The organism is Parafrankia discariae (assembly GCF_000373365.1).
GTDB classification, from domain to species: domain Bacteria; phylum Actinomycetota; class Actinomycetes; order Frankiales; family Frankiaceae; genus Parafrankia; species Parafrankia discariae.
This window is the reverse complement of record NZ_KB891103.1, coordinates 26,739-43,259: the sequence shown is the minus strand read 5'-3', so window position 1 is coordinate 43,259 and position 16,521 is coordinate 26,739. Positions and strand designations below refer to the sequence as shown.

11 protein-coding genes are annotated in these 16,521 nt (G+C 71.8%); 6 read left to right on the top strand and 5 right to left on the bottom strand.

The features are described from left to right. Positions 1 to 212 precede the first annotated feature (212 nt). Both B056_RS43895 and B056_RS0102265 read left to right on the top strand, forming a co-directional pair. The gene (locus tag B056_RS43895) at positions 213 to 389 is read left to right on the top strand and encodes a hypothetical protein (RefSeq protein ID WP_230202779.1); all 177 of its coding nucleotides are present in this window, start codon (positions 213 to 215) and stop codon (positions 387 to 389) included. After that, complete coding sequence (locus tag B056_RS0102265; protein WP_018500279.1) at positions 386 to 2,152, top strand: HEXXH motif domain-containing protein; 1,767 nt, start codon at positions 386 to 388, stop codon at positions 2,150 to 2,152. The genes B056_RS43895 and B056_RS0102265 overlap by 4 nt, the downstream gene beginning before the upstream one ends. 24 nt (positions 2,153 to 2,176) lie before the next feature. Here the strand turns inward: B056_RS0102265 and fxsT are convergent, their stop codons facing one another. The 4 genes from fxsT to B056_RS0102245 form a co-directional block, all read right to left on the bottom strand. Next, positions 2,177 to 6,841, bottom strand: a complete 4,665-nt coding sequence (fxsT, locus tag B056_RS0102260; protein ID WP_063826594.1) for an FxSxx-COOH system tetratricopeptide repeat protein — start codon at positions 6,839 to 6,841, stop codon at positions 2,177 to 2,179. Continuing rightward, positions 6,838 to 7,866, bottom strand: coding sequence for an AAA family ATPase (locus B056_RS34755; RefSeq protein ID WP_018500277.1), 1,029 nt, complete (start codon positions 7,864 to 7,866; stop codon positions 6,838 to 6,840). The genes fxsT and B056_RS34755 overlap by 4 nt, the downstream gene beginning before the upstream one ends. Before the next feature lie 97 nt (positions 7,867 to 7,963). Continuing rightward, on the bottom strand, positions 7,964 to 9,496 hold the full coding sequence (locus B056_RS0102250) for a VMAP-C domain-containing protein (RefSeq protein ID WP_018500276.1): 1,533 nt from the start codon (positions 9,494 to 9,496) through the stop codon (positions 7,964 to 7,966). Positions 9,497 to 9,576: 80 nt separating this feature from the next. Beyond that, on the bottom strand, positions 9,577 to 10,314 hold the full coding sequence (locus tag B056_RS0102245; protein ID WP_020572271.1) for an effector-associated domain 2-containing protein: 738 nt from the start codon (positions 10,312 to 10,314) through the stop codon (positions 9,577 to 9,579). 331 nt (positions 10,315 to 10,645) lie between these two features. On the opposite strand from B056_RS0102245, the gene B056_RS0102240 reads away from it, so the two are divergent. Together B056_RS0102240 and B056_RS0102235 are read left to right on the top strand one after the other, a co-directional pair. Next, positions 10,646 to 11,503, top strand: a complete 858-nt coding sequence (locus tag B056_RS0102240; RefSeq protein ID WP_018500274.1) for an SIR2 family NAD-dependent protein deacylase — start codon at positions 10,646 to 10,648, stop codon at positions 11,501 to 11,503. A gap of 164 nt (positions 11,504 to 11,667) precedes the next feature. Further along, positions 11,668 to 13,389: a TerD family protein gene (locus tag B056_RS0102235; protein WP_018500273.1), complete on the top strand. Its 1,722-nt coding sequence runs from the start codon at positions 11,668 to 11,670 to the stop codon at positions 13,387 to 13,389. Positions 13,390 to 13,480: 91 nt separating this feature from the next. Here B056_RS0102235 and B056_RS0102230 read toward each other — a convergent pair whose 3' ends face one another. Next, complete coding sequence (locus B056_RS0102230; RefSeq protein ID WP_018500272.1) at positions 13,481 to 14,131, bottom strand: TetR/AcrR family transcriptional regulator; 651 nt, start codon at positions 14,129 to 14,131, stop codon at positions 13,481 to 13,483. A 63-nt stretch (positions 14,132 to 14,194) separates the two neighbouring features. On the opposite strand from B056_RS0102230, the gene B056_RS0102225 reads away from it, so the two are divergent. Beyond that, positions 14,195 to 14,995 carry an SDR family NAD(P)-dependent oxidoreductase gene (locus B056_RS0102225; protein ID WP_026239235.1) on the top strand — a complete coding sequence of 267 codons (801 nt, stop codon included), beginning with the start codon at positions 14,195 to 14,197 and terminating at the stop codon, positions 14,993 to 14,995. A 246-nt stretch (positions 14,996 to 15,241) separates the two neighbouring features. Then, positions 15,242 to 16,381 carry a sulfotransferase family protein gene (locus tag B056_RS0102220; RefSeq protein ID WP_018500270.1) on the top strand — a complete coding sequence of 380 codons (1,140 nt, stop codon included), beginning with the start codon at positions 15,242 to 15,244 and terminating at the stop codon, positions 16,379 to 16,381. The last annotated feature ends 140 nt before the right edge of the window (positions 16,382 to 16,521 follow it).

Below are 16,521 nucleotides of genomic sequence, written 5' to 3'. Positions count from 1 at the left end.
CTCGACAGCAGTAATTCCCGTCTCGGTTTCCGGGCCGTCCGTAAATCTCGGTGCCTGTTTGTCCGAGGGCGGGAATCAGCGGCGTCCGCGGGTACGGCGTGCGACACTTCTCGCAGCGAATCCGCTTGTGCGTCGGCGTCCAGCGGTGCCGTCGCGGGCATCACGCGCCACCCTGGCTTCGGGTGGTCGCGCCTGAGAGGAGCTCGGCGTCGATGACACAAAGTCCGGCCGACATTGAGTGGTCATCCACGGATCTCATGGCTCTCGGCCTCCGCGATCTGCGCCATCGCGATGACAGCGAGATGACCGAAGGACTGCGCCGCGTCCTCTCCGGGATCGACGATCCGGACAGCCGGCTGATCGGGGGAATCCGAAACCCGCTGTTGTGACGAACGGGACGTCGTCCGACGCGGGAGACATCCGTCGGTCTCCGGCGAGAGGCTCGCCTCCGGTACTGCGCCTTTCCGCCCGGGCGTTCGACTCCCTCGCCGCGGGAACGGATCAGGGCGAGGCCAGCCGCGTTCTCTGGCGCTCGGAGCAGAACCGGCGCCGCCTGCTGCTGCGGGCCCTGCTCGACCACGGACGCGCGGCCTCCGGTTCCGATGGGCCCCTGCCGCCCCTCGACGTCGCGTGGGACCTGCTCGAAGTGGCCGAGGACCGGGCTCCCGACGAGGTACACGCCGTGCTCGCGCATCCGCCCGTCGGGCGCTGGGCGGCCCGGACCCTGAGTCGGCTGCTGGGTCTGGCGCATTCGGACACGCCCCTGTGGGTGGATCTCGGCTACCTGCACACCGTGGCCGCGGCGGCGGCCGTCCGGGCCGGCGTGGACTTCATCCTCCCGGTCCCGGTTCGGCACCGGGTACTGGTACTGCCGACGGTCGGCTCCGGCGACCTGCCCACCCGCCACGTCTGGTCGGCGGTGACCCTCCACCACGAGCGCGGTCGGCTCCGGGGCGCGCCGGACCATCCGTTGTGCTCGGATGCGGCGCGGGCCAGCGAGACCTGGCGGCCGGCCCGGACGCTGCGGGTGACGGTGAACGGCCTCGTGCTCACGGCGCCGCTCGAGGACGCCGACCCCTTCCGGCACAGCAGCGCACCCACGCGTCCGGTGCGGCTCTCCGCGGAGTCGGCCCGGCGCTGGGAGTCGATGCTGACGGGCGCCTGGAAAATCCTGGTCGACCGGTTCCCCCGGCAGGCCGCCGTACTGACCAGGACGCCCCTGCTGCTCGCCCCGCTGCCGGGCCGCGGGCGTTTCCGGCTCAACAGCGCCTCCAGCGGGGACGCCGTCGGCGCCGTCAGCCTCTCCGAACCCGACAACGAGACCTGGCTCGCGGAGACCCTGCTGCACGAGTTGCAGCACGCGCGTCTCGGCGCGCTGCTTCGCATGGTTGAGCTGCTGGAACCCCGCCCGGGCCCCACCGGCTACGCGCCCTGGCGTGACGACCCGCGGCCGTTGAAGGGCATGCTGCACGGGATCGTCGCCTTCCTGGAGGTGGCGGAGTTCTGGCGGGTGTCGCGGACGGTCGTGTCGGCGCGGGCGCGGACGCACGCCGACTTCGAGTTCGCGCTGGCCCGGGGGCAGGTCGCCGAGGCACTGCGCCAGGTTCGCGACCATCCGGACCTGACGAGGGCGGGCCATCGTTTCGCCGCCGGTCTGGCCCTGCGGGTGGACGGCATGTTGGGAGAACCGGTCGCCGTGGAGGCGGGAAACCTCGCCGGCCTGGCCCGGGACGCGCACCGGATCCGTTGGCGCCTGCGACACAAAGACCGACGACCGGACGGGGGCGACGGTCCGGCGTCGGCGCGGGCGGGTGGCCCGTGGGCAGCCCCACCGGCCCTACTCCACGGGGTCACCGAACTCTGCCGTCTGTGGTTGCTGGATCAGGGTGACTTCCTGCGACGGGCGAGCCGGGCGTCGGACACGCGCACCGGCGTCCTGGCCGCCGACTGGCGGCTCGTCGCGGGAGACCTCCGGAACGCCCGGGACGGTTACGCCGAGCTGCTGCGGGCGAACCCGGCGGACGAGCGGGCCCACGCGGGCCTCTCCGCCTGCCTCGCGTCGTTGGAGGAGCAGCCGGCCCCGTGCCGGGACGACGCCGTCGTCCGTCCCGGCACGGGGCTCACGGACCGCGGTGCTGACCGGTCCGGGTGAGCCCCTGTCACCGCCACGGTGGAGTCACAGCGGCATCGGATCGATGTCGCAGTCGGACCGCACCCAGCTCGTCGCGGCCTGCGTGGCCGGATGCTCGAGACTGAGCGCGCTGGTCAAGGCGGTGATCGCCTCCGCGTGGAGGATCTCGGCCTCGTCGGTGGCCTTGAGCGCGCGCAGGTCCATGGCCAGGTTCGCCAGCGCCGCCAGTGTCGAGGGATGCTCCGCGCCCAGACGGGCCCGGGAACGGGTGACGGTGTCCTCGTCGAGGACCCGGGCCTCCTCCGGGCGTCCGAGGGCGTAGTGGTCGCTGGCGAGGTTGGTCGCCGAGATCAGAACGACCGGGTGGTCCGGGCCGAGCCCGCGGGTCAGGGCGTCGAACACCCGGGCGTCGGTCGCGTAGGCGGTGTCCGCGTCGCCGGCCAGCCGGTAGATCACCGCCAGGTTCGTCTCGGCCGCGAGCGTGTGCGGATGGGCCGGCCCCAGGGTGCTCGTGAAGCGATCCCGGGCGTCTTCGCACAGGCGCTGCGCCTCGTCGAGCTCGCCGTTGTGGCGCAGGTCCATCGAGTGGGACAGGACCGCCGCGAGCGTGTCCGGGTGGTCCGGCCCGTACCGGGCCCGCAGCAGGTCCAGCGCCAGCCGCGACGATTCCAGCGCGATCTCATGGTTGCCGGCCTTGCGCTGGGCGATCGCGAGATGGCGCAGCGCCCGTAGGACGTCGGGATGGTTTTCCGTCCCGAGCCGTCTGCGCTGCCGCGCGAACAGGTCTTCCTGGCGGCTCAGCGCGCCGTGGTAGTCGCCAAGTTCGCGCAGGTTGAGGCTGAGGCTGCTGTAGGAGTCCAGACTGGGGCCGTCGTCCTCGCCGAACACCAGACAGCGCTGGCGCCAGGTCTCGTCGTCGATCGTGTGGGCCCGCCGGAAGTCGCCTGTCAGCCGGACCGCGGCCGCGAGGTTGTGCGCGGCGTTCAGTGCCTGCGGCTGGTCGGGTCCGTAGGCGTTCACCGCACGGGCGTAGGCGGTCTCGCTCAGCCGTACCGCTCCGGTGAAGTCTCCGCTGAACTTGCGGTCCATGGTGACGTTGGCGAACGCGGCGAGGGTCTCCGGATGGTTGGGGCCGTGCACCCGCTCGGAGAGCTCCAGCACCCGGGTGTTGATGGGCACCGCCTGCTCGTAGTCACCGACCACCTGCAGCAGCCAGCCGAGCCAGCCGCCCACGGCCAGGGTGTGCGGGTGCTCGTCGCCCAGGGCGACCCGCCAGCTGTCGTACGCCTGCTGGGCGAGTTCGAGGCCCTGCTGGTGATCCCCCCACTTCCACAGGTACTGCACCTCGTTCACCAGGAGGTCGCGGATGAGCGGGTCGTGCCCCTCGACGGCGCCGGCCGCGATCACATGGGGGTACAGCTCGGCATAGACGGCCCACGACTCCGGGTTCTGCGGTTCGTCCGGATCGCTCGCGGCGAGCAGGCTGTGCGCGCCGCCACGCATGGTCTCCCGCTCGTCCGGGTTCATCCGGTCGATGAGGACGGCCTGGACCAGCCGGTGCATCTGCAGCGAGTTGGTGCGGTGGTCGATACGGGCCAGCGCGTAGCGGTTGATCTCCCGGATCGCCTCGTTGAGCTTGAACGAGTCCCGCAGCGCGGCGTCGAGCTCGGGCACGATCGACAGGTGCCGCCCGCGTCGGAAGACCTGGCGGGGGATCGGGTCCGGCGCGAAGTAGGCGCAGACCTGCAGCAGCCGCAGCGCCGCCGGGTTGGAGGTCGCCAGCCGGTCGAGAGAGACGTTCCAGGCCGCCCGGACGGGCATCTGGTAGTCCAGCGGCGGTGCCGTACCGAGTAGTTCCCGCCGTTTGCCCTCGAACAGGCGTAGGTACTCGTCGGTCGGCATCCCGGTCTCGGCCAGCCAGGTCGCGGCCTGCTCGATCGCCAGGGGCAGGTCGCCGAGCGCATCGGCGAGGCGGTCGGCGTCCCCGTCACCGACCGAGATCATCCGTCGTCGGAGCAGTTCCACGCTCTCGCCCCGTTTGAACACGTCGACCTCGAGGGCATGAGCGGCGCCGGCCCACTGCGCGTTACGGGAGGTGATCAGAATACGGCCCTTGCCCCCCGTCGGGAAGAAGTCGCGGACCGTCCGCGGCTCGTCGGCGTTGTCGAAGACGAGCAGCCAGTTGCCATAAGGTCTGCCGACGCGGAGCGCCTCGATCACGGCGGGGACGGCGGCATTGGCCTCCTGGCCGACGCCGAGGCCGAGACGCACGGCGAGTTCCGCGAGGGCCTGGCTGATCTGGGTGGGCCGTTCGGCCGGAATCCACCAGACAAGGTCGTAGTCGGCGACGTGTCGGTACACGTATTCGATGGCGAGCTGCGACTTTCCGACCCCGCCCATGCCATGCAGCGCCTCGGGTAGTACGGCCGTGGTTCCGGACTGTAGTCGCTGATGAAGGTTTACCAAAAGATTGGTTCTTCCGGTGAAGTTATGATTACGCTGTGGTATGTTGCCCCAAACGGCTGGCTGGCTGCCGCCGCGCCGCGCCGGGAGTCGGTCCTCGGGTGTGCCGTTCGCCGTGGTCGAGCTGGTCGTGGTCGACGGCGCGTTGGACAGCGGCACGTCCCCTCCTCCGGGGTCAGCGGAAACAGCGCTGACCGCACTACCTGGAGGATCTTCAGGCTGGCGTGCGGTCGGTGTATGCGCAGGCATGAGATCGTTACTTTGGGTCACGGTTTCATTAACGGCAGGTGTCCGCTGGTCGGGTGGTGCTGACACGCCGTGCGGCGAGACCGGGTTGGTGTCGCCCAAGTCCCGGCGTGGGGACTCTCCCCTCTCGGCCCCGGGGCCCGAGGACGGTGGGTGATCCGGCGGATCCGTGCCCCGCCACGCCCGGTCGGCCCGCGAGAGGGCGTCGCGCAGCTGCTGCGCACGGGTGCGGTACCGCCCCGAGAGCGCTCCTAGCACCGCCTGCTCGACCCGTACGTACGGCACGGTGCTCGGGTCGATCAGAGGCAGTGGGACACCCGCCGGGTCGTCGAGCACGGTGTCGACGTGCCGTACGGCTGCCACGGCCGGGCTCAGCAGCCGGCCGGCCGAGCGCCAGGTCCGCACGGTCTGCGATCTCCTGCCGCAGGCCAGCAGCTCGGCCCGGACGTCCGCGTCGAGCTCGAAGGCGATCTCGCCGGGCCGCCGCGGGTGGCGCGCGCCGGGGCCGCGGACCGGCCGCAGCAGGCCCTGCACCAGGATCTCGCCGAGTTCGGCCCGTCCCGCGCGCGGGACGAGGTCGCAGACCATCCGGATCGCGTCCCGGGTCAACGGGACCGCCGCCAGCTGCACCCCGAGGTCGAACGCGGCGGGACTCAGCGCCGCCCGCGCCCGCCGGACGATCTCCAGCGGCGTCGGCGCGTCGTTGGATGCCAGGTCCGGCTCGGGTTCCTGATCGCCGCGCGCGGCCAGCGGACTCGCGAGCACGGCTGAGACGTCCAGCCGGCGATCGTGCCGCCCCGCCTGGAAACGAGCCCAGCCGGTGATGCTCTCCCCGTCGAGGCCGAGAACGGGCACGGGTGCCACCGCCGCGCTCCCGGCGCGGACGTCGACGGCCAGCCCGGCCCACGCGTCCTGGTAGTCCCAGCTCATCCCGGGTGAGCCCAGATGGGGGGAGCCGCCCACCAGCCGCAGCCGCTGGGGGGCCAGTCCGGTGAGATGCCAGAGATGGGTGGGCAGCGGGTTCAGTACGGCGACCGGTAGCCGGCGACCCCAGCGCCAGAGGTGATCATGAAGGACGCCGTTGCGCCACCCATGCCCGATCCCGTCGGTCAGCACCCAGATCAGGCTGCGCCCGGTCGGGTCGAAAATCTCCAGCGGAGACCGCGCGGCCCCGGTGCCCTGTGACCGGGGGCGCAGGCTGACCTGGCCCGGCCGTTCCGCCTCGCCGTCGAAGAACCGGAGCCGGACGTCACGGAACACCCCCTCGCGGACGAGGAACCTGACGAGGCGGGGGACGATGTCGAGCCAGGCCACCTGCATGGAGGGGCTGTCGTCCACCAGCAGGACGAGGTCCCAGCGGCGCTCCGGCGCCGGCGTGTGGACCGGAACCGGGCCCGTGCCGTGCACGAGACGTTCCGCGGTCGCCTCCTCGTCCATCATCATTTCGACCTTAGAGGGCACGGCCTGCCGCAGGAACCGCAGGCCGTGTCGCGCCGCCCGTAACCGCTCGTCGACGAACGCCGTTTCGTTCCCGGAGCGCATCCAGGGAAGTCCGCCCCACAGGATGTCGGAGTCGTCGTCGTGGCCGTTGGGACCTCGGGTGTCCGACGAACCGGGCACCGCGAGAACAATGTCGCGGTCATAGGTGGAGGACAGCGGAAAATATTCGCCTGATCTCGCGCCGGCGGAGGGGCCGGAGGTGTTCGTGTCTGGTGGAGACGTTTCCCGTGCGTTTCCACCGTCGGGTTTTTCGTTGCCCGAGCCGGGTGACCGCTCCGGCCGCGGTCGTGTCACCTCCCGGGACCGGTGCGGGCCGTCGGGGCCACCGACCCCGGGCTCCCCGCCCGCCTCGGCCATGACGGCACTCAGCCACAGCGCCTCGGCGTGCTCTCGCGCCGTCGGTACCGGGAGGCGCCGAGCGGCCGGAGGGCTGGTCGCCGCGTCGCCGTCACCTGGCGTCCGGCGGGCGGCTGGGTCCGGGTCGGCCCCCCCGGGCGTCATCCGGTATCCGTGTCGGAACTGAGGCGGTGCCAGACGTGATCGAGGAGGTCGGACCAGGTGTCGGGGCCGTCGGCGTCCGCGCCGAGGGCGAGCAGGTAGGCCGCGTTGAGAAGCTGGTCGGCGGCGAGCGGGCCCGCGGCGGCCCGGCGCCGGGCGAACCGCTCGACGAGCTCGGCGCGTCCGGGCACCTCTTTCGGGAAGTGCGCCGCGATCAGCTCGGCCAGTCGCTCGGGGTCGGGTTCGGGAATGTCGAGCCGGGTGCAGCGGCGCAGGAAGGCCGGCGGGAACTCACGTTCCCCGTTGCTGGTGATCACCACCAGTGGGAACTCGTGGCAGCGGATGACGCCGTTGTGCACGGTCGCCTTCCCGCCCGGGTCGGCGGTGTTCACCCGCGCCCGCGGTGTCAGCTCGCGTACCTGTACGAGCTCGGGGAGTGTGAACTCACCGTCCTCGAAGACATTCAACAAGTCGTTGGGAAGATCCACATCGCTCTTGTCGAGCTCGTCGACGAGCAGCACCCGGGGCCGGTGGTGTGGCAACAACGCGGTCCCGAGCGGGCCGAGATGCACGAAGTCCCCGACGGGCGGGGCGGCGCCCGGCGGGGTCCGACCGCTGCCAATCGAATCGTCCGCCGGGTCCCGCGGTTGGCGGACCGCCCCGGCGGAGCCGGCGGCCAACATCGCCTGAGCCCGCCCGATCCCGTCGTAGTCGTACAGGCCGTGGCGCAGGGTGCTCCGGCTGGTGATCGGCCAGCGCAGCACCCGGCCCAGCCCCAGCCCCATGGCAAGCTGGTAGGACAGGCTCGACTTGCCACTGCCCGGACTCCCGGTCACCAGCAGCGGGCGGCGCAGCACGATGGCCGCGTTCACCATCCCGAGCGCGGCACGGTCCAACAGCCGGACACCACCCGCGCCGAGCCGCCGGGCCGCCTCGCCGTCCTCCGTCGGTGGGTCCGGCTGGTCGGGTCCTCCGTTGAAGGCTCGCCACGGCGGTGCCGGGGGCCAGACGCGGTTGTTGCCGCGCACGTCCGGCCCCGTGCCACCGTCAAACAACCACCAGCCCGGCACCGTTGCCGGGCCCGCGTCGTGGCCGGGACTCACCCGAGCGGAGGCGGGGATATCGTCAGTCACGGTAGTCCCCCTTCGCGGGGCGGCCGGGGGAACCGGCCAACCCCCGTTCCGGCTGCCTGTCGGGGTCATCCCACAACAGCGCAAGATACCCTCCCAGATGATTGCCCTGGGTGGATTCGATGAAAGCTGATCGCCGGGCCGACGCGACACGCTCGGGAAGCGAGCCGACATTCTGGGCTCCGGCGAACTTGTGGATGTCCGCGGCGGCGTCCCCGACGTCGGCGGAATACGACCAGAGAATGCCCGGGATCCCGCAGCGCAGCGCCACCAGGAGCTGTTCGTGGCGCGGGGCGGGATGATACGCGTCGGGCCCGCTGTCGAGCACCACGGCGACGGCTCCCTCGTCGGTGACCAGCAGTGCCTCGAGGTGGTGCGGGCCGGCGCCGGCCGGCTCGCAGCGCACGACCCGGGCCCGGTCGGGTTCCTCGGTGAGTACCTGCCAGCGCAACCGCCACACCCGGTGCCACCCCGGCTGGCGCATCCGGTCCAGGCTGCGCAGCACGACCGGGTAACGCAGCGCCAGGGGCGCCGGCAGCCCCGACCCGCTGTCCAGCAGGAAGGACTCCACCCGCAGTCCGAGCAGTCCGAACGGGAGAATCACCTCGATCACCGCCTCCACGCCGCGCCCCGCGAGCGAGCGTTCGAACAGCCCGACCGCCGCCTCGACCGCCCGCTCCAGCTCCGGGCGGGCCACCACGTCGGGCGGGCCCGGGTGGAACACGTCGTCCGACCTGTCCCACTGGTGCCACCACCGCAGCCGGTAGAGATCGTCTCTGGTGCCGGTCTGTTCGAGCTGCAGGGTCAGGACAGCCTGCCGCCGCCGGTCGGACCGGTCGGGGTGACCGGCCCGCCCCAGCTGCAGGGAACGCAACGCGGCCGTCGCCTGCCAGGTGCCGGCCGCGGCCCGGTGCCAGGCCTCCATCCGCCGCGCCACCCGCTGGTCGATGTGGTCCACGAGGTGTTCGAGGAACTCGACGTGGGGGCGGAGCCGATCCGGTGCCGCGCTCCGGTCGGCCAGATAGACCAGGAGATCCCAGGCCGTCGCGCAGTGCGTGCTGTCGAATCCGCTGTGCCGGCCCTGCGTGACGTGGTGCAGGACGTCCGCCACCTCGGTGGCCGGCACCATCGAGAGCTCGTGCCGCAGCTCCTCCCAGAGCCCTTCGGGGGCGTCGGCGGCCACGTCGGCGGCCTGCCACTCGTCGGCCAGCCGTCGCAGGCGCGCTGTCAGAACGTCATCCCGGGTCAGGTCCGCGACGGCCTGTACGAGGCCTTCGAAGTCACCTTCGCGGCCGATCCGCCCCACGAGGTCGACGAACCACTGCCGGGACTGCGGCAGGTCCGCGACGCCCAGCCTCCGCCCGGACCAGGCCGAGCATCTGCGCAGGAGCAGCAGCCGGCTGTCGGTCGGATGAAGATCGGGACAGTCGTCGAGAATGTCGATGATCTGCCGTTCCGCGGCGGAGCGAAGCCGGCTGAGCCGGACTGCGCGGGGCGCGCGAGGGCGGGAGTCAACCTCACCGGTCACGGCACCCCCGCACCTCGCCCCACCCGGCCGCGCATCCCTATCGGCCGCGCGCGGCGAAGTTTTCGTCGAAGTGTCCTACCTCAGCACAGCCGATGCGACGAGAAACCCCCGAAGTGCGGGTTTTCGGGCCGGTGGGCGGCGGCCGCGGCCAGAATCCGTCGCCGGCCGTCGACGAGACCGCCGGCGGTCAGGAACTGGTTCACCTCGGTCCAGAAGTCCCGCGCGTTGCGGACCGACCAGCCAGGCTGCTGTTCGGATGGAAGCCCGGCCGCGACGAGAAGGTTCTTGGCGTCGATCTGCTCCGGGAACGCCGCGGCCAGTGCCCGCGTCTCTTCGTCGGAGAATCCACGCACGTTCCGAGTAACTTCGATCTTTGTCGGTTGCGTGTCGTCTTCCGTGGCGCTGGTGACCGCGGCCGCGCCTGTGCCGGCGACACCGCCTGTACTGGCGACACCGCCTGTACTGGCGATGCCGGGGGCGGGCTGCCCGGGTCGCGGACCGTGCCCGGACGGGCGGGTGGGCTCGGGAACGGACATGCCCGCCTGTTCCCAGCGGGTCGCGAGGCGCGCGATCTCCGGTGTGGTCGTACCGTCGGGCTCGAGATCGGTGACGGCCGTGGCGAGAGCGGTTATTCCGCCCGGCCGCTCGGCGCAGATCTCCACCAGGCGGACCAGCCACTGCCGTGGGTTCGGAAGGTCGGTGACCCGGATTCGCCCGCCCATCTCACGCCCGACCAACCGGGCCAGCAGCAGGCGGCTGCGTTCCGAGTCGAGATCGACTATTCCGTCCAGGACGTCGACCAGGCGTCTCTCGATCACGCGGCGCGGATCCTCATCAACACTCCGCCGCTGGTCCTTGTTCATGCAGCGTCCCCGCATTCATCAACGGGTACCCGCCGTCATGTTGCCGCGCGCACCACCGGTGTGGGAGCGGAATCACTGCTCGCGGGCGTCCGTTCGAATGATCCTTTCTCGGGACTGTACTCCCGGATATGCCGAGGAGAGAGCGAATGTCCAGTCGCGGTGTCCGTCCGTGACATTCATCGGGAGTCCCCGGGTCGGCGCGATCGCCGGGCGGGTGTGATGAATCCGGGCCGCCGGACCGGGGCCGCGCGCCGGCGAGAGACCCGACGGCGGTGATGATGAAACGGTGAGCACACAGATTCCCGACGCGCTCGACCGGGCTGCCACGCTGCTCGGCGCGGCCGACGCGCTGCTCGTCTGCGCCGGGGCGGGCATGGGGGTGGATTCCGGCCTGCCCGACTTCCGCGGTGACACCGGCTTCTGGCAGGCGTACCCGCCCTACGCCCGGCTGCGGCTGTCGTTCGCGCGGCTCGCCGACCCGATTCACTTCGGCGCCGACCCGACCCTGGCCTGGGGCTTCTACGGCCACCGCCTCGGCCTGTACCGGGCGACCGTGCCGCACGCGGGGTTCGACGTCCTGCGCCGGTGGGGTGCCCGGCTGCCCGGTGGGATGTGGGTGTTCACCTCGAATGTGGACGGCCAGTTCCAACGGGCCGGCTTCGCCGATGTGGCCGAGGTCCACGGCTCGATCCACCATCTTCAGTGCACGGTCCCCTGCGGGGCGGAGGTCTGGCCCGCCGACGACGTCCACGTCGACGTCGACCCGGAGACGATGCGGGCGCGGGAGCCGTTGCCGCGCTGCCCGCGGTGCGACGCGCTGGCCCGGCCGAACATCCTGATGTTCGGGGACTGGAACTGGCTCGGGGCGCGCTCCGAGCGGGCGCTGCGCGCCTGTTCGGCCTGGCTGGACGGACCGGAGCACGGGCTGGACGGACCGGCGGGCGCCGGGCGCCGGCTGGTGGTCGTCGAGATCGGGGCGGGGACGGCGGTGCCCACCGTGCGCCGGATGGCCGAGTCCGCGGCGGGCGGCCGGTTGATTCGCGTCAACCCGGCCCCGGGCGGACTCCCACCCGGGTCGGGCGTCTCGGTGCCGCTCGGCGCGCTCGCGGCCCTCACCGAGCTGGACGCCCGACTGCCGGCGTGAGTGGCGTGGCCGAGACCCGCCGTGACCGGTCGTTACACTGACCGGTAACTTTTATGAAACAGGGAACCTTGTATCCCTGTTTGCCGCGAGGGGGCGGCCGTCTGGTCGGGCGTCGCGCGGCACCGCCTCGTCCTCCGACGGCCCGGGCTGCTGATGGAGGACCGATGGTCGCTGTACCGACCCTGCCGAAGGGCGCCAACACCGTCATCCCGACGGAGGTCGTGACGGCCGTCGTGAGCTCGGCGTCGGGCGAGCCGGTGGATGTCTGCGCCGTGCTGGTGACGAGCGCCGGCCAGGTCCGGTCCGACGCCGACATCGTGTTCTACAACCAGCCGCGGCACAGCTCCGGCGCGGTCAGCCTCGTCTCGGCGGGTGCCGGTGGCACGCTGACCGTCGCCCTGCCGGACGTCGAGCCCGACATCGTCACCGTGGTGATCGCCGGATCGGTCGACGACGGCACCTTCGCCGGGGTCGACGGGTTGCGGGTGCGGGTCAACGGCACCGCTGGCCGGCCACTCGTCGAGTTCGCGTCCGCGACGACCGACCCGGTGACGACGATGGTCTTCGGCGAGATCTACCGCCGGGGCGACGGATGGAAGTTCCGCGCCGTCGGTCAGGGCTGGGCCAGCGGCCTCGCCGGCCTGGCCCGCAGCTTCGGGATCGCCGTCGAGGAAGAAGAGGAAGAGGAACCGGAAAAGACCACCGGGAACGGTGCGAGCGCCGGAAGGGGCGCGACGGCCGGGAACGGCGCGACCACCGGCATCGCGGCGTCGCCACCCGCGCCGGGTACGCCGACCGGGCCGTCGGCGTCGGCGCGCCGGGCCGACTGGTATCCCGACCCCGCGGCGCCCGGCCTGCTGCGCTGGTGGGACGGCACGGCCTGGGCGTCCCGCACCAGGCAGCCCTTCGTCGAGTCGGAGGCGACCTGCGGCCGGTGCGGCGCGGCGAAGCGGCGGCGCCTGTTCTCGGCACCGGTGCCCTGCGCGGCCTGTGAGGACGAGATCCGGCGTGTCCTGGCCGACTGGCGGCGGCGGCTCGTCGAGGCCGTGGACGCCGGTCCCGGCGCGCCCGGGTTGGACGCGCTGTGGGCCGACCTGCGCTTCCAGCTGGTGCCGGAGGCCGCCGGTCAGCAGGTGTTCCGGTCGGTCGCGCTCGGCCACCTCCAGCGGGTCGTCACCTTCGCGTTCGGTGACGAGATCATCGAGGAGCACGAGTACCAGCTCTTCGAGGACGAGGTCCGCCGCCTGGGCCTCGCCGACGCGGGCGTCGTGGACCCGGCCGTCGAGGAGATGCGCCGCAGGCTGCGCCGGGGGCTCGACCTCTCCCGCATCCGCAACGGGGAGCTGCCGCGGGAGACGTCCTCGACGCTGCACCTCGATCTCGACGAGATCGTGCATCTGGACACCGACGTCGTGCAGGTCCGCCAGCTCGCGAGCGGTCCGCGGCACACCCCCGGACGTCTGGTCGTCAGCAACCGCAAGCTGCGGTTCCTGGCCCAGAACGGCGGCGGTACGGAGACCGCCTGGTCGAAGATCGTGGCCGTCGCGGCGGGTTACGGCACCATCGACGTCTCGGCGACGACGAGCCGTGGCGGTGGCACCTACCAGGTGGGGGACCCCGAGTACGTGGCGGCGGTCCTCGCCGGCACGCTGCGGATCGCCCGCCGGCTGGTGATCGCGCCCGGTGCCCGGGACAGCCGGGCGATCTCCCAGGTGGTGAAGGCCGAGGTCTGGCAGCGTGACGGCGGCGCGTGCGTGCAGTGCCGGGCCACCGAGTACCTGGAGTTCGACCACGTCATCCCGCACAGCCGGGGCGGGGCCAGCAGCGTGAACAACCTCCAGCTGCTCTGCCGCCGCTGTAACCAGGAGAAGGGCGCCCGGATCTGAGCGCGGCCGCGACGGGCACCGCCGGCACCGTTTGCACCGCGGGCACCGTTTGCGCTGCCGGCACCGTCCGCGTTCCGGCGCCCGCCGAGGGCTAGGGCGAGCTCGGGCGGCGCCCGTCGCGGATGGCCTCCACCACGAGGCCGATGACCCAGCTGATGGCGCCCGTCGCGGCGTCGCCGTCGAACTCCCACACGCTGACCAGGCGTTCGTAGGATGGCACGTTCCACAGCACGTCGAGCATGGCCGCCGCGGTCTGGCGCTCGGCCTCGGACCAGTCGGCGGTCTGGGGGATGACGGCGTCGAGCAGGGCGTCGCGGCGTGCCCTGTCCTCGTCGACGAGGGCCGGCTGGGATGGGTCCGGGTGGCTCCACCGCGCGACCGCGTACGACGACAGCGTCGCGAACGACCGCCGGGTGGTGTCCGCGACGTCGTCCAGCTCCATCCCCTCGTAGGAGACGCCGGCCTCCTCCTGCAGCCGGCGCATGACGGCGTTGTGCAGGTCGCGCTCGGTGGGGAAGTGCCGGTAGACGGTGCGTTCGCCCACCCCGGCGCGCTCCGCCACCGCGCGGAAGGTCAGGCCGCCCCAGTCCCAGACGGGGAATCCGTGGACGAGAGCCGAGCCGGCGGCGACGATGCGTTCACGTGTCTGGACAGCCCGTTCGCGGCGCAACGGACTGTCGTAGCGCCGCCGGGGCCGGGTGGCGTCGTCGCCGTCCTCGTCAGGTGTTGCCGAGACGCTCATATTGGTGACATCATACTGTCGCCAAACCTTTCCGGCTGGACGAGGTGGACGGAGGCGACCAAGGTGGATCTTGGCTTAGCCGGTGCCGCGGTGGTGGTACAGGGCGGCACCCAGGGTATGGGCCTCGCGGCGGCGGAATGCTTCGCCGCGGACGGGGCCAGGGTGGCCGTACTGGCCCGGAACCGGGCGAATCTGGAGAAGACCGTCGGCCGTCTGCTGGAGCTGGGGGCCGCCGACGCGGTGGCCCTGCCCGCGGACATCACCCGGCCGGACGAGGTGACCGCCGCGTTCGACCTCGTCCGCGACCGCTGGGGAGAACTGAACTCCCTGGTGAACGCGACCGGACCCAAAGGCGACCGGATGGGCCCGTTCGAAGAGCTCACGGACGACGACTGGCTGGCCGCCGTCGACGTGGGCGTGCTGGGTATGGTCCGGTGCGTGCGGGCCGCACTGCCCCTGCTGCGCGCCGCCGAGTGGGCCCGCATCGTGAACATCTCGGCGCATTCGACCAAGCGCCAGACCGCGTCGCTGATCGCGTACACCGCCGCGAAGTCGATGGTCACCAGCATCACCAAGAATCTCTCACTGACCCTGGCTCCGGACGAGATTCTCGTCAACACCGTGTCCCCGGGAAGCTTCGCCTCCGAGGGTCTGGCCACCTGGGCCCGCGGCATCGGCATCGACCCGGAGGACCTGCACGCCGTGATGCGCGGTATCACGGAACACTTCGGTCATCCCGCCCACCTTCCCCGCGCGGGCGCGCCGCGCGAGATCGGCGCCGTGATCGCCTTCGTCGGCTCGCGCCGCAACACGTACATGACCGGCGCGAACGTCAACGTCGACGGCGGCTCCGACTTCTCCTGACCACCGGACGTCTCCGGACCGACGGATGTCTCCGGACCACCGGACGTCTCCGGACCACCGGACGTCTCCGGACCACCGGATTGCCGCGGTCGGCCGCGCGGCCGACCGCGGGAATCCACAGTCGTCCGGATCAGCGGTCGCCGCCCGGATCCGTAATCACCCAGGCCCGGAATCCGGATCGCCTGGGTCCACAGCCACCCGTGACGTTCATCGCCGGTGGCGGCCCACGTCCGAAGGGAAGAATTCGTGGGAGCACATCACGAACTGCTCGACGCCGCGCGTGCCGGGACCGGACTGGACGACTTCGGTGAGGACTCGTTCTTGGAGGGCCTGGAGGTGCTCGTCCGTGCCCTTCAGCAGGAGGCCACGCTGAACAGCACCGGCCAGGCGGCGCTGCGCAAGATGCTCGTCGGCATGCTGAGCCAGCGGCTGCAGATCGAGGACTGGTACCGGCGCCATCCCGAGATCGACGACGAGCGGATCACCGCGCCGCTGATCGGGCTCGGCCTGCCGCGCACCGGGTCGACGGCGCTGTCGTTCCTGCTGGCCGAGGACCCGGACGCCCGGTCGCTGCGGATGTGGGAGGCGAACGCGCCCTGCCCGCCGCCGTCCACCGTGCCCGGTGAGGACCCGAGGGTCGAGGACGGCCGGGCCGACGTGGAGGAACGGAAGCGGACCTCGCCGCGCCGGCCCGCGCTCGTCCCGGCCAGCGCGACCGGCCCGACGGAGTGCCAGAGCCTGATGGCGCTCGACTTCCGGGCGCACTTCTTCCAGGCGTTCGCCTACGTCCCGTCCTATTCGAAGTGGCTGCTCAACGCCGATCTCACCTCGACCTACCGGTACGAGCTGCGCACGCTGAAACTGCTGCAGTGGGGGTTCGAGGCCCAGCCGTGGCGGCTGAAGTGCCCGACCCACCTGCTCTTCCTGGACGATCTCGACAAGGCGTTCCCGGACGCCCGTTTCGTGTGGACGCACCGCGATCCCGCCGAGGTGATGGTGTCGGTGGCCGACCTCTACGCCGCGGTGGCCCGTTCGTACTGCGACGACATCGACGAGCGCTACCTCGGCCAGCTCAACATCGAACACTGGTCGGTCGGCATGGAGCGGGCGCTGGCGTTCCGCGACAGGGCCGGTGACGGCCGGTTTTACGACATCGACTTCCGGGCGATGCAGCGTGATCCGATCAGGGAGATCCGCGGGCTCTACGCCTTCCTCGGTGAGCCCGTCACCCCGGAGTTCGAGGCCGGAATGCAGGGATGGTGGCGGGAGAACGCGGAGAAGCGCGAGCGCAACGTCCATCCGGACCCGGCGACGTTCGGCATCGACGTCGACCGGATCCGCCCGCTGTTCGCCGACTACACCGCGCGCGCGGCGGTCTGGACCTGAAGCGGTGGAGCGGCTGGGAGGTCGACCGCGGCCACACCCGCGCGACGCGAGGGTGGGCGAACCTGCCGGTAGTCGTGTCGTCGTGAGGAACAACTCCTAGGCAAGCAGCAGTTGCGCAGGACGGCCGGCCTGGCGGGAGG